The organism is Variovorax sp. 10N420 (assembly GCF_056394705.1).
The window spans coordinates 1-20,100 of the sequence record NZ_JBFTIJ010000013.1 but is presented as its reverse complement, the minus strand read 5'-3'; the positions used below and the strand labels follow the sequence as shown (position 1 = coordinate 20,100).

At 63.7% G+C, this 20,100-nt stretch carries 19 protein-coding genes and 2 pseudogenes; 14 read left to right on the top strand and 7 right to left on the bottom strand.

The window, feature by feature from the left end:
* Positions 1 to 4: 4 nt before the first annotated feature.
* The 3 genes and pseudogenes from AC1DEK_RS25235 to AC1DEK_RS25225 all read right to left on the bottom strand — a co-directional run bounded on the left by AC1DEK_RS25235 (position 5) and on the right by AC1DEK_RS25225 (position 4,356).
* Positions 5 to 3,079: an adenylate/guanylate cyclase domain-containing protein gene (locus tag AC1DEK_RS25235; RefSeq protein ID WP_478128131.1), complete on the bottom strand. Its 3,075-nt coding sequence runs from the start codon at positions 3,077 to 3,079 to the stop codon at positions 5 to 7.
* Positions 3,080 to 3,211: 132 nt separating this feature from the next.
* A pseudogene (locus tag AC1DEK_RS25230) lies at positions 3,212 to 3,337 on the bottom strand (double zinc ribbon domain-containing protein); the annotation flags it as partial.
* A 125-nt stretch (positions 3,338 to 3,462) separates the two neighbouring features.
* A complete protein-coding gene (locus tag AC1DEK_RS25225) occupies positions 3,463 to 4,356 on the bottom strand; it encodes an SDR family oxidoreductase (protein WP_478128050.1) in 894 nt (297 codons plus the stop codon).
* A 77-nt stretch (positions 4,357 to 4,433) separates the two neighbouring features.
* On the opposite strand from AC1DEK_RS25225, the gene AC1DEK_RS25220 reads away from it, so the two are divergent.
* Positions 4,434 to 5,003 (top strand): TetR family transcriptional regulator, encoded by a 570-nt coding sequence (locus AC1DEK_RS25220; protein ID WP_478128049.1) that lies wholly within the window; start codon positions 4,434 to 4,436, stop codon positions 5,001 to 5,003.
* A gap of 66 nt (positions 5,004 to 5,069) precedes the next feature.
* Here AC1DEK_RS25220 and AC1DEK_RS25215 read toward each other — a convergent pair whose 3' ends face one another.
* Entirely contained in the window at positions 5,070 to 5,369 is a 300-nt protein-coding gene (locus tag AC1DEK_RS25215) for a hypothetical protein (protein WP_478128048.1), read from the bottom strand.
* Between the two features lie 150 nt (positions 5,370 to 5,519).
* On the opposite strand from AC1DEK_RS25215, the gene AC1DEK_RS25210 reads away from it, so the two are divergent.
* Genes AC1DEK_RS25210 through AC1DEK_RS25200 form a run of 3 tightly spaced genes read left to right on the top strand, consistent with a single transcriptional unit; the run spans position 5,520 to position 9,323 of the window.
* Complete coding sequence (locus AC1DEK_RS25210; RefSeq protein ID WP_478128047.1) at positions 5,520 to 6,680, top strand: mandelate racemase/muconate lactonizing enzyme family protein; 1,161 nt, start codon at positions 5,520 to 5,522, stop codon at positions 6,678 to 6,680.
* A gap of 39 nt (positions 6,681 to 6,719) precedes the next feature.
* On the top strand, positions 6,720 to 7,859 hold the full coding sequence (locus tag AC1DEK_RS25205; RefSeq protein WP_478128046.1) for a M24 family metallopeptidase: 1,140 nt from the start codon (positions 6,720 to 6,722) through the stop codon (positions 7,857 to 7,859).
* Positions 7,860 to 7,883: 24 nt separating this feature from the next.
* Positions 7,884 to 9,323 carry an amidohydrolase family protein gene (locus tag AC1DEK_RS25200; RefSeq protein ID WP_478128045.1) on the top strand — a complete coding sequence of 480 codons (1,440 nt, stop codon included), beginning with the start codon at positions 7,884 to 7,886 and terminating at the stop codon, positions 9,321 to 9,323.
* Positions 9,324 to 9,351: 28 nt separating this feature from the next.
* Here the strand turns inward: AC1DEK_RS25200 and AC1DEK_RS25195 are convergent, their stop codons facing one another.
* The 3 genes from AC1DEK_RS25195 to AC1DEK_RS25185 are packed head-to-tail and all read right to left on the bottom strand — an operon-like array spanning position 9,352 to position 11,640.
* The gene (locus tag AC1DEK_RS25195; RefSeq protein WP_478128043.1) at positions 9,352 to 10,392 is read right to left on the bottom strand and encodes a CobW family GTP-binding protein; all 1,041 of its coding nucleotides are present in this window, start codon (positions 10,390 to 10,392) and stop codon (positions 9,352 to 9,354) included.
* Positions 10,393 to 10,394: 2 nt separating this feature from the next.
* Positions 10,395 to 10,865 carry a RidA family protein gene (locus tag AC1DEK_RS25190; RefSeq protein WP_478128042.1) on the bottom strand — a complete coding sequence of 157 codons (471 nt, stop codon included), beginning with the start codon at positions 10,863 to 10,865 and terminating at the stop codon, positions 10,395 to 10,397.
* A gap of 22 nt (positions 10,866 to 10,887) precedes the next feature.
* Positions 10,888 to 11,640: a GntR family transcriptional regulator gene (locus tag AC1DEK_RS25185; protein ID WP_478128041.1), complete on the bottom strand. Its 753-nt coding sequence runs from the start codon at positions 11,638 to 11,640 to the stop codon at positions 10,888 to 10,890.
* Between the two features lie 191 nt (positions 11,641 to 11,831).
* Here AC1DEK_RS25185 and AC1DEK_RS25180 point away from each other — a divergent pair, with 191 nt between their 5' ends.
* The 10 genes and pseudogenes from AC1DEK_RS25180 to AC1DEK_RS25135 all read left to right on the top strand — a co-directional run.
* Entirely contained in the window at positions 11,832 to 12,833 is a 1,002-nt protein-coding gene (locus AC1DEK_RS25180; RefSeq protein ID WP_478128040.1) for an ABC transporter substrate-binding protein, read from the top strand.
* Positions 12,834 to 12,846: 13 nt separating this feature from the next.
* Positions 12,847 to 13,671: an ABC transporter permease gene (locus tag AC1DEK_RS25175; protein WP_478128039.1), complete on the top strand. Its 825-nt coding sequence runs from the start codon at positions 12,847 to 12,849 to the stop codon at positions 13,669 to 13,671.
* Between the two features lie 25 nt (positions 13,672 to 13,696).
* Positions 13,697 to 14,485 carry an ABC transporter ATP-binding protein gene (locus tag AC1DEK_RS25170; protein WP_478128038.1) on the top strand — a complete coding sequence of 263 codons (789 nt, stop codon included), beginning with the start codon at positions 13,697 to 13,699 and terminating at the stop codon, positions 14,483 to 14,485.
* 16 nt (positions 14,486 to 14,501) lie between these two features.
* Entirely contained in the window at positions 14,502 to 15,590 is a 1,089-nt protein-coding gene (locus AC1DEK_RS25165) for an NAD/NADP octopine/nopaline dehydrogenase family protein (RefSeq protein ID WP_478128037.1), read from the top strand.
* The gene (locus tag AC1DEK_RS25160; RefSeq protein ID WP_478128036.1) at positions 15,587 to 16,477 is read left to right on the top strand and encodes a dipicolinate synthase subunit DpsA; all 891 of its coding nucleotides are present in this window, start codon (positions 15,587 to 15,589) and stop codon (positions 16,475 to 16,477) included. The genes AC1DEK_RS25165 and AC1DEK_RS25160 overlap by 4 nt, the downstream gene beginning before the upstream one ends.
* The gene (locus AC1DEK_RS25155) at positions 16,474 to 17,820 is read left to right on the top strand and encodes a dihydroorotase (RefSeq protein WP_478128035.1); all 1,347 of its coding nucleotides are present in this window, start codon (positions 16,474 to 16,476) and stop codon (positions 17,818 to 17,820) included. The genes AC1DEK_RS25160 and AC1DEK_RS25155 overlap by 4 nt, the downstream gene beginning before the upstream one ends.
* A gap of 2 nt (positions 17,821 to 17,822) precedes the next feature.
* The gene (locus tag AC1DEK_RS25150) at positions 17,823 to 18,497 is read left to right on the top strand and encodes a hypothetical protein (RefSeq protein ID WP_478128034.1); all 675 of its coding nucleotides are present in this window, start codon (positions 17,823 to 17,825) and stop codon (positions 18,495 to 18,497) included.
* Between the two features lies 1 nt (position 18,498).
* Entirely contained in the window at positions 18,499 to 18,693 is a 195-nt protein-coding gene (locus AC1DEK_RS25145) for a 2-hydroxymuconate tautomerase (protein ID WP_478128033.1), read from the top strand.
* Positions 18,693 to 19,682 (top strand): isochorismatase family protein, encoded by a 990-nt coding sequence (locus AC1DEK_RS25140; protein ID WP_478128032.1) that lies wholly within the window; start codon positions 18,693 to 18,695, stop codon positions 19,680 to 19,682. Before AC1DEK_RS25145 ends, AC1DEK_RS25140 begins: the two co-directional genes overlap by 1 nt.
* Positions 19,683 to 19,784: 102 nt before the next feature.
* Positions 19,785 to 20,100 (top strand): annotated as a pseudogene (locus AC1DEK_RS25135) (NAD(P)(+) transhydrogenase (Re/Si-specific) subunit alpha); the annotation flags it as partial.

Here is a 20,100-nt window from a genome sequence, read left to right as displayed (position 1 = left end):
TTCATCACGCCGTCGCCGGGTCAGGCCTCAGCGCCTCATCGATGCCCGCGAGAGCCCAGCCATTGCCTGCCGCAACCGCCGTCGCGCGAACGGCCCTCAGCCGTGCGGTGGCCGCCGCGTCAGCGCCCGATACGGCCGCCCCGACGATGGCCCGCGCCCGCTCGACCATCAACTCGACCCAGGGCAAGATCTCGACCTGGAACATCCGCTCCAGCGAAGCTGCGTGTTGCAGCGCGCACTGCCAATCGCCGGCTGCAAGGCAGGCCTCCATCGCGTCGCGATAGAACCAGAGGTGGTTGTGGGCGAGCCCGGTGTCCTGCAGCAGGGCTTCACCGGCGGCAAGATGCGCAACCCGCTCTTCGGCGGATTCCGCCATGCGCGCAAACCGCCCCATGAGCGCGGCACCGATGAATCCGAGACCGGTCTGGCGTGCCAGCTCGAGCGCCAGTTCCAGGTCTTTGCGCGCCTGCGCGCGATCGCCCTTCCGAAGATGGTGCTCGGCAGAGAAGTACAGCACGGTCGCTTCGTAGCGCCTCGATCCAGCAAGTCGCGCGAGTTCAAGCGCTTTCGTGACTGACACGCCAGCCTCTTCAAAGAGGCCAGCTTCGGTGAGCACCTGAGTGAGCGTGGCCTGCGCGAAGACCCGCACGGGCACGACCCCGAAGCGCTGCGCGTCGTCGCAGACCGAATGGGCATGAGCCACGGCGTCGTGCAGTTCGTTGGCATACCAGAGGCAGTGAGCGATCATGCAGCGGTTGGGCCCGGTGATGCGAATCTGCTCCTCCCCGCACAGCGCGACACAGCGCCTGAAGTAGTCGAGCGCACTGGCCATGCGGCCTTCGGCGTAGCGTGCATCACCGAGGCCGCTCAGTGCCCGCGCCTGGCCCTGTGGTTCGCTGCATTGCTCGGCCAGCGCGAGCGCGATCACGTGCTGAGCGTCGCACTCGGCCGTTCGGCCCTGGGCGAAATAGAGGTTACCCCTCGTGTGATGGATGCGAGAGCGTTCGACGGTCAGCGCGAGCCGTTCGGCAATCGGCTGGGCCTCGCCGAGTGCCTGCATCGCCGGGGCGAATTCGCCGGTGACGCGATGGCCGTCGGCGATGCCCATCCAGGCACGACAGCGCAGTGCGTCGTCGCCGGCGAGTTCGAGCGCACGCTGGAAGGCGGCGACCGACTCGGTCGAGCGTCCGAGCTCGCGCAACATCTCGCCGCAAAGCAACGCGAGTTCGCAGCCGACCGTGGCGTTGCCTCGCGCCGGATCGGCCGCCAGCGAGTCGCCGCGCTCGGCCAGGCGCAGCGCACTTTCGAAGCGCAGCCGCCCGGCTTCACGAGTCGCTGCACGCAGGTAGGCCGCTGCGGCCTCCGTGTCCTCTGCGCGGTCGAGATGCTCCGCCTTCAATACCGGATCGTCGTCGCCGAACCATCGTGCGGCGGCCTGGTGCAATTCGCGTCTCCGGCTCTTGAGCGTCGACGCATAGACGGCTTCCTGGATCAGTGCGTGTGCAAACAGAAAATCCGCACCGTCGGGCCGCACGATGTCGGCCGCCACCAATATGTCGCAGCTCGCATTCGGCGCGCTCGCGACACCGCGCAGGTTGGCAAGCGAGAAGCGCTTGCCGATCACCGCGGCGGCCTGGAGGTTGGCGCGATCGGGCGCGGCGAGGCGGTCCATACGCTCGAGCACCAGACTCTGGATGGTCGGCGGCACAGCGGGCGCGAGCCCCGGTGTCTCGCCGGCCCGCGCGGTTCGCAACAACTGCTCGAGAAACAGTGGATTGCCTTCAGCGCGTTCGATGCACATCAGTGCAAAGCGGCTCGACGCTTCCACCAGCCCGCCGGCGAGCAAGCGCGCTTCCTGCGGGCGCAGGGGCGCAAGATCGATGGTCATGAAAGCGCTGCCGTGGATCGACGCCCGCCATGCCTTGTCGATCGGATCACCCTCGATGCGCGAGGTCAGCAGCAGGACCATCGGTGCCCGCGCAGCCGCACGGGCTGCCGCCGCCACCAGTCGCAGCAACTCCGGCGAGGCCCAGTGGATGTCCTCGATCAACACCAGTTGCGATCGAGTCGCAGCGGCCCGCTGCAACAGGGAACGCAACGCCTCGCTCGCGCGCTGCAGCCGGGTGGCGTTGTCCATGGCCTCGAAAATCGCCTCCAGCGGCTTCGGCTGCGGCAGATCGAGCCACTCATTGACGAACAGAATCTCGTCGTCAGTCACCAGGCCGCGCGCAGCGGCATCCAGCACCGCTGCGTGGCGTTGCGCTTCGTCGTCGCATGCGCTGACCTGCAGCAGGGTTTTCAGCAGCGACGAGACGGCGTCCTGGCCTTTGGCGACGCCGAAATCCAGAACCTGCCCTGAGGGGGTGTCGAATCCGAGGTCGCGAGCGCGCGCTTGGTACTCTTCGACCAATCTTGATTTGCCGATCCCTGCATCGCCGCGAACAAGCACCGTCACTCCGACGCCGGTGTCGCGCACTGCGTTGAGCGCCCCGACCAGTTGCCCCAGTTCGGCTTGCCGGCCCACAAAGGGCATGCGTTCGCCACGGGCCAGGCGCAAGCCGAGCAAGCGCCAGGTCTCTACCGGCACTGCGAAGCCCTTGACCATTTGGCTGCCTGCGGACTGCACTTCGACGCTGGCGGCGACTTCGCGGTACAGCGCGTCAGAAATCAGGATCTCGCCTGGCTGGGCCAATGCATCGAGCCGGGCGGCCAGATTGACCGAGTCGCCGGTGACCGAGTATTTGGCCTTGCCGCCGCCGCTGATCACCGCGGCCACGACCTCGCCCTTGGTAATGCCGATGTGCAGCCGCAGCGGCACGCCTTTGCAATCCGGAACCCCCGCAGCCGCGCGATGCATCGCAAGCGCGGCGTGCAATGCGCGTTGCGCATCGTTGCCATGGGCCACCGGCGCGCCGAAGACCGCCATGACGGCGTCACCCGCCCGGTCGATCACCCGGCCGCCGTGAGATTCGACCACTTTGTCCATCGCATCGAAAAAGCGCCCGAGCATCTCCTGGATTTGCTCCGGATCACTGCCGGCGCACAGTGTGGTGTATCCGGTGATGTCGGCGAATAACACGGCCGCCTGTCGCCGATCCGCGGTCGTCGCGTCGGGCGGCGGCCGGGCATCGCGTGCGAGTTCGCGAGGCGCTTCTGCTTCTGTTACCGAGGGGGCCGGCGCGAAGACTCGCGCCGGCGTGCCGCATTGGCTGCAGAACTTCGCCTGTGCCGCAAGCTCGTAGCCGCAGGTCGCGCACTGTCGTGCGAGTGCGCTGCCGCATTCTTCGCAGAATTTGGCCCCTTGCAAATGAGGATGGCGACACCGCGGGCACTGCATCCGGCAAGTTTCATCCCTGTCGCGCACTGTGTCGAGGGCCGCGTCGCGCCCGCTGTACGGAACAACCGGTTCACCTCGAGGGGCGCCTCGCCGAGTTCGGCGGAGGCGCTTCCTCAGTGAATGCTTCAGTGGCCTGGATAGTGGCCGGCCGCGATGTCTTCCAGCAGCATCGCATGCGACGGCTTCCAGCCCAGCAGTTCGCGAGTCTTCATGCTGGACGCGGGGGCGTCGGCGCCGAAGAACATGCCGATCCATCCAAAATGCGCGGCTGCGCGATCGGCGGAAATGGACTCCACAGGCACATTCAGAAACTGCCCGAGGGCCGCAGCGATGTCGCGCGTAGCGATCCCTTCTTCGGCAACGGCGTGCAGCACGGTGCCTGGAGTCGCCTTGTCGACCGCCAGTTGCACGAGCTTGCCGGCATCCAGCCGGTGGACCGCAGGCCAGCGGTTCCGGCCCTCGCCGATGTACGCGGAAACTCCCTTCGCGCGTGCGATCTTCGCCAAAGTGGCGACGAACCCGTGGTCACCTCCAGCGCCGTGAACTGTCGGGGCGAAGCGCACGACGATGGGGCGGAGGTCCCGTTCTGCCAAGCCGAGCGTATACGCGGCGTTCGCGAGGCGCGGATGCGCCGCAGGGTCAGGCATGTCGCCTTCGGTGCCCACGCGCCCGGGCGCCAGGCTCAATGTTCCCGAGGCGATCATCAGAGGGGCACCATTGCCTTGCAGGACGTCGGCAAAGGCGGCAATAGCGGCACGGTCGGTTTGCGCCGCCGCGGCCATCTGCGAGAAGTCATGGTTGTAGGCGAGGTGCACCACGCCCTCGGCGCGCGCGGCTGCGGCGCGCAGGCTGTCCGGGTCTTCGAGGGTGCCGCGCACTGCCTCGGCGCCGAGTCTCTTGATCTTGGCCGCGGCCTCATCGTTGCGGGCGAGGCCCAAGACCTGATGTCCGGCGGCAATGAGTTCTGTGACGGCGGCCGAGCCGATCCAGCCCGAGGCTCCGGTGACGAGAATTCGCATGGATGCTTCCTTGATGTCATTGAGTGACATCAGTATAGGCCTATGATGTCACTTTGTGTCAACACCATGGGGATGTAATGGGTCGATGGGAGCCCGATGCGGAAGGCCGTTTTCGCCTGGCGGCCTTGGAGTTGTTCGCGGAGGTGGGTTATGAGCAGACGACCGTCGCGGCCATCGCCGAGCGGGCCGGCCTCACCTCGCGGACGTTCTTCCGCTACTTTTCGGACAAGCGCGAGGTGCTCTTCAGCGGGCCGCAGTTGCTGCAGGAATCGATGGTCAGCGCGCTCGCCGGTGCTCCGGCGGACGCAACGGCCATGGACGCCATTGCCTTCGCGCTGCAAGCGCCCGGCGACTTTTTCGACGAGGATCGCCGTGGGTACGCCCGCCTGCGCGCATCAGTGATCGCGGCCCACGGAGATCTCTACGAACGCGAGTTGATCAAGCTGGCGAATCTATCCGCGGCACTGGCGGAGGCCCTGCGGGCGAGGGGAGTCGGTGAGCCCGACGCGAGCCTCGTCGCCGAGGCGGGTATCGCTGTCTTCCGCGTGGCTTTTGCGCGGTGGGTCGGAGCGACTGAGCGACGTAGCTACAGCGACATCGTCGGCGATTCGCTGGCGCGTCTGAAGGCACTCGCGAGTGCTCAGTGAAGCCAAAATCGGTCGTCGTTGGTAGCGGGCTGAAGAAGACCGAAGCTCCAGATCTCGTCAAGCGGCCTATTCGACCGCTGCCGCTTCGATGTGCCGCTCGAATCTCTCCAGCAGCAGATGCATCGCCTTTCGAGCACTGGCAAATTCATCGCACTCCGCGCGCGCGGCCATGTCCGCCTCATAAGCTGCATGCGTTTCGAACGCGCATTCCCATCGAACGTCCGGGCCTGGCCCTTCCAGCTTTGTGAATATCCGCCCGGCCGGCAAGCCCAGGCGTGTCCTGATCGCACTGGCATGCAGGCGTTGCGACAGAACGTCTTCAATCTTTCCCGGCAAAGCGTAGTAGTTCGTGATCTCGACAATCATGTTGCGCTCCTGAATGCATTTGCGCGGTCTCAAGGCCTTCGCGTATTGACAAGAATTCTACTTGATCACAAACTGTGATCACAGTATTCTTCGCAACGTCGGCAGATGGTCTGTTCGACATGCGTAAGTTGATACGTGAGGAGCAGGCAGATGCCAACCATTCAAACCATAGAGACATTGCTCGTCCAACTCCCGACGCGGCGCGAGCACAAATGGACCGGCCTGACGGAATCCATTGGCCGTTACTTGCTCATCAAGATGACCGACAGCGACGGCCGAGTGGGGTGGGGAGAGGCTCCGGCCCTGAAGGACTGGGGCGGCGAGTTCGGCCGCTACTTCGGGGAGTCGACTGCGATTGCCAAACTGGTCATCGAGAAGTACCTCGCGCCATCATTGATCGGCATCGAACTCGGCAACTTCGCAGAGATGCACTCCCGCATGGATGCCGTGATCCGCGGCTATCCCTACGCCAAGGCCGCAGTCGACTTCGCTGCTTACGACATCACAGGCCGCTGGCTCGACTTGCCGGTGCACATGCTGCTGGGTGGCAAAGTGCGGTCCCATATCCCTGTCACGCACTCCATCGGACTGATTTCAATCGCTGAAGCGGAAAAGGAAGTGGCGCAGGTCGCCGCGGAGGGCATCAAGACGATCAAGATCAAGATCGGTGTCGATGCGAAGCGAGACATCGACATGGTCCGCACTGTTCGTGCCGCAGTTGGCGATGAAGTCGAACTCTGCGTGGATGCCAACGAAGGCTATCGCACACCCGGAGAGGCGATCTCGACGGTGCGCGCGATGGAAAAGTATCGGCTCAAGTACGTCGAGCAACCCGTGATGGGCATCGAGCGCATTGCCGAAGTGGCTCGTGCCATCGACGCACCCGTCATGGCGGACGAGTCCGCATGGAACGCCCACGACGTCATCCAGATCAGCGAACACCGTGCCGCGCAGATCGTGTCGATCTACACGACGAAGCCCGGCGGTCTCTACAAGGCGATGGAAGTGGCCGCTGTTTGCAGGGCCGCCGGCATTGTCTGCAACGTCAACGGATCCGTTGAGACCGGCGTCGGCAATCTCGCAAATATCCATTTGGCCGCCGCGGCGCCGGCGGCCACTTTGTCGTGCGTCGTCCCCGTGTCAACGCCGGCCGAATGGCAGCAGGGGCAGGTGGGCGGCATCTATTACCGCGACGACCTGATCGTCGCTCCCATGAAGCTCGTCGACGGCGCCATCGAGGTTCCTGGTGGGCCCGGCATGGGCATCGATGTCGACCTCGGAAAGATCGACAAGTACCAGGTACGCGACTGATCGCGACCGGCCACTCTTTCAACACCAGGAAAGCTAAAGATGCGCAAATCAATCATCGAGCGGCAAGTCAAGGCAATGGCCGAGGGCGGACTCGACGCCATGGTGTCGTGCTCGCCCGAAAACTATGCCTATGTCACTGGCTTTGTCGTCCCGTCGCAACCGTTGATTCGGCACCGGCACGCGATGGCCATCATCAGCGCCGATGGCACGGCCGAGTTGTTCTCGGTCGATATGGAAGCCAGCACGGTGAAGCGGCGCGCGCCGAATGTGCCGACACGCATCTGGGCTGAGTTCACGGACGACGCGATGCTGGTTCTCGCGGACCAATTGAAGAAGCTCGGCCTGGGTCGGTCGCGCATCGGCATCGAGATGGACTACTTGCCGGCAGGAGATCTCGCACGCCTTGAGAAGGCACTGCCAGAGGCTCGTTTCGAACCCTGCGAACACATCCTGGCGCGTCTGCGCCAGATCAAGACACCCGAAGAGGTTGCCCTTCTGCGGCGTCTGTCGCGCATCGCCGATCAGGCCATCACCGACGCGCTTGCATCGGTCAAGGCAGGCGACTCGGAGATGGACATCGCGGGCCATCTGACGCGCAATGTCTATGCATTGGGCGCGGAGCACTTCAAGCTCATGATCATTGCCACGGGCGAACGCAGCGTGCTGCCGAACGTGGGCCCGAGCGAACGCAGGCTCAAGCCGCGTGACGTCTGCCGCGTCGAGATTTTCTCGGTGATCGACGGCTACCAGGCCGGAGTGTGCCGCACCGCTGTTGTGCAGGAAGCCCCTCCCCAGGCGGAACGGATCTGGCAGCACCTTGTCGACTGCAAGTACCAGATCATGGAACTGGTCAAGCCAGGCGCAAGCTGCCGCGCCATCTACGATGCTTTCATCGCGAAGCTCGCAGAACTGGACTTGCCGCCGATTTCTTTCGTCGGGCACGGCATCGGCCTGCATCTGCACGAAGATCCGTACCTCGGAAAGACCCCGATCCTCGGCAAGCCCGGAAGCGATGCTGCGATCGAGGAAGGCATGGTTCTGGGCTTCGAGCCACTGTGCTACGAAACGGGCTTCGGATTCGGCATGCAGAACAAGGACATGCTGCTCGTTACGGCCAATGGCTGCGAACTGCTGTCCGACTATGCCGACACCGACAAGCTGTTGGTTGTCAAAGGCTGAACATCAATACTGGAAAGAGCACCCATGCGCACGCTGATCGAGCACCTTGAATTCGCGTTCCTGGTCGACGCCAAGGACACTGTCCTTCGCGATGCCAGCATCGTCATCGAGAACGACCGCATCGTCGACATTGGCGCGGCAGAGCAGGTCGCCGCGAGACACAAAGGCGGCAAGTTCGACCGCGTCATGGATGGCACGATGCTCGGCATATGCCCGGGCTTCGTCGACAGCCACGTTCATTTGTCCGAGACACTGTCGCGGGCCGTGTTTCCGGACAACCTGAATACGCGGGCATGGGTCTTTCACTGGGCGAAGCCTTTCTACGCGCACATCACCGAGGAAGACGAGTATTGGGGCGCGTTGCTCGGCATCACCGAGATGCTTCGCAACGGGACGACTTGCTTTATCGACATGGGGTCGCAGTACGACCCTGGGATCACCGTCCGAGCCATGGAAAAGACCGGCATCCGCGGCGTCACGGGACGACACGCCGCGGACAACCCACCGGCCGAATTGCCGCGCGGATGGACCGAGGAGATGGCGCGTCATCATTTCTTCCCAAGCGCCGAGGCTGCCCTCGCCGAGCTGGAGGCTTGCGTCCGCAAATACGACGGTGCCCTCGGCGGCCGCGTCCGCTGCTGGGTCAACATCGAGGGCAAGGAGCCTTGCACGCTGGAGCTGCACGTCGGAGCCCAGAAGCTCGCGCAACGCCTGGGCGTGGGTACGACCTACCACCTCGCCACGTCGATCGAGGAGGCAAAGGTCTGCGAGGGCAAATACGGCATGTGGCCGATCACGCGGATCGATCGCGCAGGTGGCATCGGCTCCAACCTGGTGATTGCCCATGGCGCCGCAGTCAGCGACGAAGAGGTGTCCCTCCTGGCTCGTCGCGGCGCCAAAGTGGCCTTCTGTCCCTGCTCATCGTTCAAGCTCGGCAAGGGCGCGACCGCGATCGGGAAGTACCCGGAGATGGTCGCCGCAGGCGTCACGGTCGGCCTGGGCACCGATGGCGTGTCTGCCGCCGGAAACATGAACCTGATGCGTCAGATGCTGCTCGTTGCCGGCATGTTCAAGGACGCACGCATGAAGCCGGACATCTTCACGGCGCGGCAGGCCCTCAGGGCTGCCACCATCGATGGCGCGAAGGCGGCCATGTGGGACCATGACATCGGTTCACTCGAAGTGGGGAAGAAGGCGGACTTCATTCTGTTCGACCTCGATCACATCGAGTGGACGCCATTCCACGACCCGCTGCAGGCGCTGGTGTTCTCGGCATCCACTGCTTCAATCTCGCAGACCTGGGTTGACGGGCAGGCGCTCTACAGCAATGGCAAGGTGCATGGCGTCGATGAGGTCCAGCTGCGCCGCAAGGCCAGGGAACTCGCGGCAGCGGCGGTGAAGCGGGCAGGGCTGCACGAAGAGGGCGTGGAGACCACGACGACCCTGTACGACAGCGGCAACTGATCGACAAAGTCCTGAGATATCGCACCAGTCAGACGAGGCTCGATTCGTACACCGAACGAATTGAGTTCTCGATGGCTCGGGCAGTCAAGTCGCGTGCGATGAAGACAAGCCATCCGGGCGAGGCTGTGCCTTCGGGCCACGTCGGCAGCCGGTCCAATGGATAAAGGACATGCTGCACGCCCTGTACCACCACTGGCCTTTCGTCGTCCGTCACGCCGAGCAGGCCTTTCACGCGCAGGATCGAATCGCCCCTGTTCGCGAGCAGCAACTCGAGCCAATCGACGAAGACGCTCCACTCCACCTCGCGCTCCAGCTGGACCGTGAACGTCCGGATCGCCTCGTCGTGACTGCCTATCAGCGGACCCAGCGGTGCGTCACCGTCACCGTCCTGTCCATCCTTGGCAGCCATGGGCAGGATCGGACCGGACCGCCGCCATTGCGCTTCAGATTCGTCGAAGATCGCGCGTGCCGGCAATCGGCCGTTGCGGGCACTGGCAAAGATGGCGCCCGGATTCGTCGCCCGCAGCTTCTCGAGCAGCACCGCGCAGTCGGACTCGTCGACCAGATCCGATTTGGTCAGGATCACCCGGTCGGCGGTCGCCAACTGCTGCCGGGCTTCCCGATGGCGGACCAGCGTCTGGTCGCCGTTGACGGCATCCACCGTGGTGATGACCTGCCCAAGCCGGAACCACGGCGTCAGGCTTTGCTCGCTGAGAACGGCTTGCATGATGGGTGCGGGGTCGGCCATGCCCGTGGTCTCCACGACAACACGCGCGAAGGCGGGGATGTCGCCGGTGCGCATCATGGCGTTGAGCTCGGCCAGCGTTGACACCAGGTCGTCGCGCACAGAGCAGCAAAGGCACCCTGAACCGAGCAGCACAACGTCTTCGGCAACCTCCCGCACGAGAAGATGGTCCAGGCCTGCTTCGCCGAATTCGTTGATGACCACCGCCGTATCCGACAGATCCGGATCAGCCAGCAAGTGACGCAACAGAGTCGTCTTGCCACTGCCGAGAAAGCCGGTCAGCACATGGATCGGCAATCGGCGATCGAGTCCGGCGTGGCTCATGTTCAGGCGATCTCGAAGATGGCGTCCACTTCGACCGCCACATTGCGCGGCAGCGAATTGCAGCCAACCGCCGCTCGCGCGTGCCGGCCCGCGTCGCCGAACACTTCGACCATCAGATCGGAAGCGCCGTTGATGACCTTCGGGTGGTCGCCAAACTCCGGCGTTGCGTTGACGAAGCCGCCCAATCGTATGCAGCCCACCACGCGATCGAGGCTTCCGCCGAGAGCGGTGCGCAACTGCGCCAGGATGTTGATGGCGCACAACCGTGCCGCCTTCTGCGCGTCTTCAATCGACACGTCTCGTCCGACCTTGCCTACGTACTGGTCCTTGCCGCCGGCGCTGGGTACCTGACCGGCGATGTAGATCATCGAGCCACTCTTGCGAGCCGGGACGTAGTTGGCCGCGGGGGCGGCTGGGTTGGGCAACTCGATGCCGAGTTGTTCGAGACGAGCGTCGTGTCCTTGCTGAGTCATGTTTCTTCCTGGTCCTTGGGAGTCAGTTGCCGAAATACAGATCGTCCAGCGGCGCGGACAGCAGACTTGCCGCCTCGGGCTCAACGAGCGCAGGTGCGAGGGATTGCGCGGTGTTGCGAATGTCGCGGAGAACGCCACGTTTGGCGATCGCGGGCTTCTTCGCCTGCAGGCCTTCAAGGATCTCGACGTGCGCCGATGCGTCCCACGGCATGTCGGGCGAGAGCAGCGACAGGTACATCGTCGGTCCGAATTGCAACCAAAGAGACTCGACGAGCGGCATGATCACTTCGCTACCGGCGGCCTCATACAGGGTGAAGTGGAAGCGTTGGTTCGAGGACAGGCAGCCGATCAGATTGCGCTTGGCGATTGCATCGAGAAGCTCACCGTTGATGGCGGTCAGTGCCTTGAGCAAGGCAGGCGTGCAATTGCGGCATGCCATCTCGGTGGCAAGGCCTTCGATCAGTTCCCTGACGGTGAAAAGCTCATTGAGCTTCTTTGGGGTAAGCCGAGGCACTCGGACCGATCCGCTCGAAGTGTCCTCCAGCGCGTTGATGACGACCAATCGCGTCAGCGCCTCGCGAATCGGCATCGGACTCGTGCCGAAGCTGGCGGCCAACTTTCGCAGGCTCATGACTTGGCCTGGCACGAAGGCGCCCACCATCAATCCCCGTCGCAGCCTCTGAAAGACTTCTTCCGGGACGCTGCCGCGCGCCCGCCTGTTTGGCTCTTCCGCGGTTTCCGAATCTGCTTGACGGCGGCTCGCAATCTTTTCCATGGCGTTCTCTTGGTGTTCTCTGTGAGGCAGTGCGGGTTAACCCGGTTGTTGGCGATTATATGTGTGATCACACTTCGTGATCAAGATATGAAAAGCAGAAGAAAAACATGAGATCGCCACCCTAGTCCCGGCCAGCCCCGCACGCAAGTTTCGGCCCCGGTTCACTCACTCAACCTTATGGCAGGTAATTCATGCGCACCCATTTTTCGGTTGGTTCATTGACTTCCGGCATCCGGGCCGCTGCTGTTGCGGCGGCGCTCACATTGACTTCGGCCGCGTGGGCCGCGGATGACGTCAACGTCCGGTTCAGTTGGAAACTCAAGGGCGAATACGCGCACATGTACCTTGCGCAAGAGCAGGGAATGTATGCAGCCCACAACCTCGACGTCCGGATGGGCGAGGGTGCAGGTGCACCCGCCGCGCTGGGAGCCCTTCTGCAGGGCCAGGAGGACGTGGTGATCATGCCGGCCATCTTTGCGGTCTCGGCCATCCAGAAAGGCATGCCGGTCAAGATCATTGCCTTGTACCAGCCGAAGACGCCCGTGGTGCTGATTTCGCAGCCCGACAAACCGGTGCTCAAGCCGAAGGATCTCGAGGGAAAGACCGTGGCGCACTCTGTGGGGGAAACAGGAACGTCCTATCTGGCTGTCTTCTGCGCCGTCAATCACGTCGACTGCACCAAGGTGAAGAAGGTCCAGATGGATGCGCAGTCGCGCGTGCCGCAATTCCTGCAGAAGCAGGTCGACGTGGTCAGCGTCTACACGAACAACGACCTCCCCATCATCGAGGCGCGCATCGGGACCAAATTCCCGTCGCTCGATCTGGCTCAAAACGGCCTGGCTATTCCCGGGCTGGCCGCTGTATCGAGCGACGCGACGATTGCGAAGAAGCCGGACGTGCTCAAGCGCTATCTGGTTGCGGTGAACCAGGGCATCGATGCGACCCGAAAGGACCCGAAGGCCGCCACCGCCGCCATCTTGAAAAACTGGAAGGGGGGCCCCTCCCCAGAGGTTGTCGAAGTGCAGGTGCGCGCGACGATGGACGCCATCAGCGCACGGCCCGGGAAGCCAGTCGGGTGGACGGACCCCCAAACCATCGTGCAGGCGCTCGAACTGCTGAAGACCGACGAAGCCATCGGCGCGCCAAAGCCGGCTGAGGCCTTCTTCACCAACGACCTGCTGACCCAGCCGTAACCCAAGGTGATCCATGACTGAACTGAAACACCCCGGAATCGTCGCGATGCCCGTCCCTCGAAGCACGAAGAAGAAGCAGCCGCGCGTCAGGTTTGTCGAGCGCTACGCCTCAGTCCTGCTTGCAATCGGCGTCCTCGTCATCTGGCAACTCGCGGTGCCGCTGTCCGGCCTCTCCGAATTCGTGCTGCCGACGCCGCTCGCCATCGCCAAGCGAATGGTGACCGACTTCAACTTGCTCGCGACACACTCTTACATCACTTTGCTCGAAGTGCTGGGCGGCTTTCTCTCTGGCGTGCTGGTCGGCATTCCACTCGCGCTGGCGATCTTCTATTCGAAGGTCTTCGAGCGCGCGGTCTACCCGCTTCTCGTGGCGCTGCAGACGGTGCCCAAGATCGCGCTCGCGCCGTTGCTGGTGCTCTATCTGGGCTACGGCTGGGCGCCGAAGATCAGCCTGGCTTTCCTGATCTCGTTCTTCCCCATCGTGATCTCGACCGTGGTGGGCCTGCAGTCGCTCGACAAAGGCTTGGTCAACATGGTCCGCTCGATGGGTGCCAGCGAGGCACAGACCTTCTTCAAGGTTCGGCTACCTGCGGCGTTGCCGAGCATCTTCGGTGGCCTCAAGGTTGCGATCTCGCTGGCTGTCATCGGCGCGATCATCGGCGAATACATCGCCGCCGAGCGTGGTCTCGGCTACCTGCAGCTCCAGGCCAACTCGCAGTTCGACACGACGCTGAATTTCGCAACCGTCGTCACGATCTCCCTGATCGGTGTGCTGCTCTATTTCGTCCTTGCACTTGTCGAGAGCAAGGTTTCGTTCCACCGCGAAAGCGCCAAATGATGGAAATCCGCCGGGAGTCCACGCCATGAGTAGTGCAGCCGCAGTCACCATCGAAGGTGTCTCCAAATCGTATGAGGTGCGCGCGGGCGACGACGTGCTCGCGCTCGACCGCGTCGATCTCGACATCGAGCCCGGGAGCTTCGTCGCGATCGTCGGCCCCAGCGGATGCGGCAAGAGCACGCTGCTCTCGTTGCTCGCGGGCCTGACGCCGGTGAGCTCCGGCAGATTGGGCATCGATGGCGACATCGTCCTGCGACCGCATCCCAAGGCGGGCGTCGTGTTCCAGTCCGACTTGCTGCTCTATTGGCGCAGCATCGTCGACAACATCTTGCTGCCGATCGAGATCAAGGGATTGGACCGCAAGGCCTATGCCGATCGTGCGCGCGAACTGTTGGCGCAGGTCGGGCTCGAGGGCTTCGCGGAGAAGTTTCCTTCCGAGCTTTCGGGCGGAATGCGTCAACGCGTCGCGATCTGCCGTGCCTTGATCCAGGAACCCGGACTGCTGTTGATGGACGAGCCCTTCGGCGCGCTCGACGCGCTCACGCGCGAGCAAATGATCATGGATCTGCAGACCATGTGGATGCGGCTGCGCAATACGGTGTTGTTCATCACGCACGGCATCGACGAAGCGGTGTTTCTGGCAGACCGCGTAATCGTGATGTCGCCGCGTCCGGGCCGCGTGGATCTCGATCTCACCGTCGATATCCCGAGGCCGCGCCGCTGGAGTGGCATCCACGAGAACCCCGCCTTTCAGCACTATGTGCGGCAGGTGCGCGAGATGTTCGAAGCCAAGGGCGTGCTCGTCGCGCACTGACCAGACAGAGGCAAGAATGAAAGTTTCCATACTGGGCGCCGGCGCCGGTGGTGCCGCGGCCGTGGCCGAACTCGCGCAAGCCGGTCACGAAGTGGTTCTCTGGAACCGATCTCCCGAAACACTCGCTCCTTTCCAGGCACTGGGCGGAGTGCGCTATGAGGGCGTTCTGGGCCAAGGCATTGCGCGGCCAGCCCTGATCACGGCGGATCTCGCGCAAGCCATCCAGGGTGCCGACGCGGCCGTGGTAACGCTGCCGACCTTCTCTCACGCGCCGGTTGCGCGCGCGCTCGCCGCTGCGTGCTGGCCGGCCAATCGACCGGTGATTCTGAATCCCGGGCACACCGGCGGCGCGCTCGACTTCGCGCATGCCTATCGAAGTGTTCGTGCCGATCTGCCGCCGATCGCCGAGTTCTCGACGCTGACGTATGTCGCTCGCAAGTACCAGTCAGACAGCGTGACGGTGACCGGCCGAGCGCGGCAGGTGCGTGCGGCGGCGCTGCCTGGCGGCGAGGCCGCGCTCGCTGTCGCATGCCAACTGTTTCCCGGTGCTTCACCGGTAGGTGATGTGCTCGCCTCTGCGCTCGCCAATGCCAACCTCGTGCTGCATCCACCGGGCGCCGTCCTGGCGGCGGCGTGGGTCGAGGCGACGCATGGCGACTTCACCTTCTACGTTCAGGCCATGACGCCAGGGGTGGCGCGCACCATGCGAGCGCTCGACGACGAACGCCTGGCTGTCGCCGCGGCCTTCGGCCACCGCCTGCCGAACCTCGTAGAGGAGATGAAGCTGATCGGCACGGTCGAGTCGTCAGTCACGGATACGCAAGACTTCGTGGCCGCCATAGCGGGCGGCGAGGCCAACAAGCGAATCAAGGGCCCAGACTCCCTGCAGCACAGGTACTACCGGGAAGACTTCGGCCACGGCCTGCTTCCCTTTCTCGAACTCGCCGCGATCGCCGGGGTGGCCACGCCGGTCGCTCGTTCGCTGTTCACGCTGGCGCAGGCGCTGGTCGGTATCGACTACAGCAAGGGCGGCCGGACCGCCGACGCGATGGGCATCGCGGGCCTGTCGAAGTCCGAACTTCTTCAACATGTGAGGCAGCCATGAACTGGGATCAAGTCGTCATCGCGATCATCGGCGGCGATCGTCGCGAACAAGAGATCGCCCGCTGCGCGGTTGCAGCCGGAGCCCACGTACGTGCCTTCGGCTTTCCGTGGCCAGAGCAGGGCATCGCTGGCGTCGGCCACGCGTCGAGCGCATGCGAGGCACTGGAAGGTGCCGACATCGCGCTCTTTCCAATTCCGGGCATCGCCCCCGACGGCGCGCTCTTCGCGCCCCAATGTGCCGATCGCATCATTCCGGACCGCGACATGCTCACCGGCATGCGCCGCCCCGGACACATCATCCTGGGATGGGCCGACCCCAAGCTCAAGGCGCATTGCGAGGGTCTCGGCATCAATCTGCATGAGTATGAGTGGGACGAGGACCTGATGCTCCTGCGCGGACCCGCGATCGTCGAAGGCATGCTCAAGGTGTTGATCGAGAACACCGACATCACGATCCACAAGGCGAAGGTTTGCCTGGTGGGGCAGGGGACGATCGGTTCGCTCGTCACGCACACCCTGTTGGGGCTGGGCGCGCATGTTCACGTCGCTGCGCGCAACCCAGTGCAGCGCGCCGCGGCATACGCCGCCGGCGCCGAGCCGCACGAACTGTCCGATCTGGCAAAGGTGCTTCCGGACACGGACATCGTCATCGCGAGCGTGCCCGCCCGCGTGCTCGGGCGTGAGTTGCTTGAGACCTTGCCCAGGCACGCACTGCTCGTCGACCTGGCGGCGCCGCCCGGAGGCATCGACCGCGATGCCGCGCAAGAGCTCGGGCTGAAGTTCGTCTGGGCCCGCGGACTTGGAGCTCGCGCACCCATCACCGTCGGCCGCAGCCAATGGAGCGGCGTGCGGCGTCGCATCGACAACATCTTGAAGGAGAAAGCATGAGCGCCGACCTGGTGATTCGCAACGCACGGGTGGTTCGCCACGATGGAGAGTTCCACGGCGGTGTCGCCGTGAAAGACGGCAAGATCATCCTGACCGGCGCCGACAGCGCCTTGCCCAAAGGTCATCGCGAGATTGACGCAGGCGGCCGCGTGCTGATGCCGGGCGTGATCGATCCGCATTGCCACCTGGGCGTGAAGTATCCCTATGCGGAAGACATGCGCACCGAGACAGCGGCAGCGGCGTCGGGCGGCGTGACAACGGCGTTGCTCTACATCCGCAATCTCAAGCCTTCGTACTTGCCGTTCTATGAAGAACGAAAGGCGCTCGGCGAAGAGAACTCGATTGTCGACTTCGGCTTTCACTTCGGCATTCAGCGCGAGGAGCATATTGCCGAGATCCCGGAGATCGTCGCAAAGACGGGCGTTCGTTCGTTCAAGTGCTATTTCGGCTATGAGCCTGACAACCCGATCGGCATCGTTCCCGCAACCGACGGCTGGGTGTATGCCGCGATGCGAATCCTGGCGAGGATTCCAGGCGCGCTCATCAACGTCCACTGCGAGAACACACAGATCGCCGCCTGGATGAAGAACGAGATCAAGGCAACGGGTCGGCAGGACCTTGGCGCATACACGGAATCTCGCCCCGCGTTCTGCGAGGTGGAAACAATCCGCCGAATGATCTTTCTTGCGGAACGAACCGGCTGCTCCCTGCACCTGGTTCACACCTCTGTGGGCATGGGTCCCGTATTGGCTGCCGAGGCTCAGGCACGCGGTGTGCACGTCACGGTCGAGACTTGCCAGCACTACCTCACCCGCACGGCCTATGACAGCGACCTGGACATGCGCGCCAAGATCTCGCCGCCGCTGCGCGACAAGGAAGAGCAGGAGGGCCTGTGGCGAGGCGTCCTGAACGGGTCGGTCTACAGCCTGGGCACCGATCACGTTCCTTTCATGCCCAAGAAGCTTGAGGACCTCTGGTCGGAACTGCCGGGCGTGGTCTCCTTTCCGTGGGAGTTGTCGCTGATGCTGCACTTCGGTGTTCATCAGCGCGGGTTGCCGCTGTCGCGCCTGGTCCAGCTCAACTCGGCCAATCCGGCGCGCCGTTTCGGCCTGTGGCCGCGCAAGGGCAACATCGAGGTCGGATTCGACGCGGACCTCGTGCTGGTGGACCTCGACGAAGAGCGCACGGTTCACCACACGGGCAAAGGCACCTGCATCTACGAAGGCTGGAAGCTCAAGGGATGGCCGGTGCTCACCGTATCTCGAGGCGCGGTGGTCTATGAGAACGGCAAAGTCGACGAAAGCCTCTTCGGTCGGGGCCGCTGTCTTTCCAATCCTTCTTGACCATGGAAACAGGGCTCCCCGAGAGAGCGACTGGCGGCGTGGCGCCACGCTCCCGCAGCATCGCCGAACGGATTGCAGAACTGCGCAAAGCGATGCGGGAGCTTTCGCTGCTGCGGCCGCGCCCGCGACTGGAGCGGCTGTCGGGGCTTCATAACCCATGGGGCCATGCTGCTGGGCTCACCGACGCCTGGCGCTTCCTGGACCTGTGCGAGGACCCGGCCATCGTGGATCGGGTCGAATCGGTGATCGGGCATGACATCGTGCTGTGGGATTCCGAACTTCATCTCGAAGCCGCCTCCTACCAGCGCTTCGTGCGCGAAGGTCGCGAAGGGCGGTACTGGCCTGTCATGCCGCTGGCGGGCGCGGTGGTGCTCGTGACGCCGGAGCGCGCGCAGCCGTTGACCTGCCTCGAACTGAGTCGTGTCGCCACCGGCTTGCCGCCGCTGGATCCACATGAGCCTCTGTACGTAATCCGCTACATGCCAGCGGACAGCAACTTCCTGCGGGACGGGCGCGCCTTGGCCAACTGGGTGGCCATGGAAGAACAGCCCCTCATCAACCATGCCGTGCGGCCACTCTGGCTCGTGCGCGGCGAAGACCGTGCGGGCAACGATTTCGTCACGGGCTTCTCACCCCCTGTCCCACGCTGGGCGGGAAATCAACCTAAGGAGCAGTGAAATGCCATTCGTCATCGTCGAATTCTGGGAAGGTCGCACGGTCGACCAGAAACGCAATCTCGTCAGGGCCATCACGAAGGCGATGGTCGACGAGGCAGGTTGCAAGCCGGAGCACCTTCACGTCGTGATCCATGACACACCCAAGGACAGTTGGGGACGCGCCGGGGTACTCGGCATCGACATGGAGGAAAAGTGATGAATCTCGATGAACTCGACCCCCGTTCCTCGGCACTGCTGGTCATCGATCTTCAGAACGCCTTCGTCCACGACAAGGGAACACTCGGCATCTCTGGCGTCGATACGAAGCGTCTCTCTTCGATCGTGCCCGCGCTCGCTGAACTGATTCCGCATTGCCAGGCGGCAGGCATTCCGGTCATATGGACCGTTCAGGAGCATTTCGCGGTGGACGCGAGCCGCGCCCGCAAGAAGCTGGCCGGCCACACCGCGCGGCGCAAGCAAGTCTCCGCTCTCGCTGGCAGCTGGGACGAGGAAATCGTCGATGAGTTGAAGCCGCTGGCCGCCTTCAATCCTTCCTATGTCATCCGCAAACACCGTTTCGGCGCCTTCTACGAGACCCGCCTCGAGATGATGTTGAAGATGCTGGGAACCCGGACGCTGTTCGTGGCGGGAACCACGACGAATGCCTGCGTCGAGACGAGCATCCGGGAGGCCTACCTGCGCGACTACGATGTCGTCGCGCTGAACGACTGCATCTCCGGAGTCAATGGAGAGTGGGAGGAAACGGCCAAACGGGTCTGGAAGCAGTATTTCTGCGAGCTCTCCGACTCCAAGGAAATGCGCGGCTGGATCGATTCGAAATCTTCACCGCGCACGCTCGGCTATGGGCACATGCTGCTGATGGTGCAGGACGTGGAGCGCTCCACGGCTTTCTATGTGAACCAGCTCGGTTTTTCCATTCGTCCGGCAAAGCCGCTGGCCGACGGTCGGCCATTCACTGCATTTCACCAGGGGATCGCGATTGTCGGTGGACGTGCGCCGGCACATCGGCAGATCGACCATATGGCTTTTGAAGTCAACGATGTTCGGGCGCTGCGCGATCGGCTGAAGAAGTCTGACGTCGAGTTTCAGCAGGATCTGCACGACGGCCCCTATGGCTTGACTATTTACGTCACCGATCCGGACGGAACCAGGGTCGAGCTGTATCAGGTCGGCGCGGCCGCCTGAGTGATCGCGTCGCCTGCTGAAGGCGACGATCCGCCCACTCTACAGACGACACACGGCGCTTTCGCCGTGTGTCGTTTCGTCTCAAGACATCAAGGAACCTCCATGCTGATAGGCGTGCCGGCCGAAACTGTGCCAGGCGAGACCAGAGTGGCCGTGACTGCGGAGACCGCCAAGAAGCTGGTTGCGCAGGGCCACACCGTGCGAGTGCAATCGGGTGCGGGGGTGGCGGCGAGCCTGACCGACGGCGCCTATGAGGCAGCGGGGGCCGAGATCACCGATGCCGCCGGCGCCCTCGGCTGCGAGATCGTGCTGAAGGTGCGCTCGCCTTCTGACAACGAGATCGCGCTGATGAAGCCGGGCGCCGTGCTCGTGGGGATGCTCAACCCCTTCGATGCGCCCGGGCTGCAGCGCCTGGCAT

Coding starts and splice junctions, on each gene's coding strand:
- AC1DEK_RS25170 (WP_478128038.1), top strand. CDS start 13,697: ATGAGTAGTGCAGCCGCAGTCACCATCGAAGGTGTCTCCAAATCGTAT.
- AC1DEK_RS25140 (WP_478128032.1), top strand. CDS start 18,693: ATGAATCTCGATGAACTCGACCCCCGTTCCTCGGCACTGCTGGTCATC.
- AC1DEK_RS25225 (WP_478128050.1), bottom strand. CDS start 4,356: ATGCGAATTCTCGTCACCGGAGCCTCGGGCTGGATCGGCTCGGCCGCC.
- AC1DEK_RS25155 (WP_478128035.1), top strand. CDS start 16,474: ATGAGCGCCGACCTGGTGATTCGCAACGCACGGGTGGTTCGCCACGAT.
- AC1DEK_RS25180 (WP_478128040.1), top strand. CDS start 11,832: ATGCGCACCCATTTTTCGGTTGGTTCATTGACTTCCGGCATCCGGGCC.
- AC1DEK_RS25150 (WP_478128034.1), top strand. CDS start 17,823: ATGGAAACAGGGCTCCCCGAGAGAGCGACTGGCGGCGTGGCGCCACGC.
- AC1DEK_RS25160 (WP_478128036.1), top strand. CDS start 15,587: ATGAACTGGGATCAAGTCGTCATCGCGATCATCGGCGGCGATCGTCGC.
- AC1DEK_RS25210 (WP_478128047.1), top strand. CDS start 5,520: ATGCCAACCATTCAAACCATAGAGACATTGCTCGTCCAACTCCCGACG.
- AC1DEK_RS25175 (WP_478128039.1), top strand. CDS start 12,847: ATGACTGAACTGAAACACCCCGGAATCGTCGCGATGCCCGTCCCTCGA.
- AC1DEK_RS25185 (WP_478128041.1), bottom strand. CDS start 11,640: ATGGAAAAGATTGCGAGCCGCCGTCAAGCAGATTCGGAAACCGCGGAA.
- AC1DEK_RS25145 (WP_478128033.1), top strand. CDS start 18,499: ATGCCATTCGTCATCGTCGAATTCTGGGAAGGTCGCACGGTCGACCAG.
- AC1DEK_RS25165 (WP_478128037.1), top strand. CDS start 14,502: ATGAAAGTTTCCATACTGGGCGCCGGCGCCGGTGGTGCCGCGGCCGTG.
- AC1DEK_RS25195 (WP_478128043.1), bottom strand. CDS start 10,392: ATGAGCCACGCCGGACTCGATCGCCGATTGCCGATCCATGTGCTGACC.
- AC1DEK_RS25200 (WP_478128045.1), top strand. CDS start 7,884: ATGCGCACGCTGATCGAGCACCTTGAATTCGCGTTCCTGGTCGACGCC.
- AC1DEK_RS25215 (WP_478128048.1), bottom strand. CDS start 5,369: ATGATTGTCGAGATCACGAACTACTACGCTTTGCCGGGAAAGATTGAA.
- AC1DEK_RS25220 (WP_478128049.1), top strand. CDS start 4,434: ATGGGTCGATGGGAGCCCGATGCGGAAGGCCGTTTTCGCCTGGCGGCC.
- AC1DEK_RS25190 (WP_478128042.1), bottom strand. CDS start 10,865: ATGACTCAGCAAGGACACGACGCTCGTCTCGAACAACTCGGCATCGAG.
- AC1DEK_RS25205 (WP_478128046.1), top strand. CDS start 6,720: ATGCGCAAATCAATCATCGAGCGGCAAGTCAAGGCAATGGCCGAGGGC.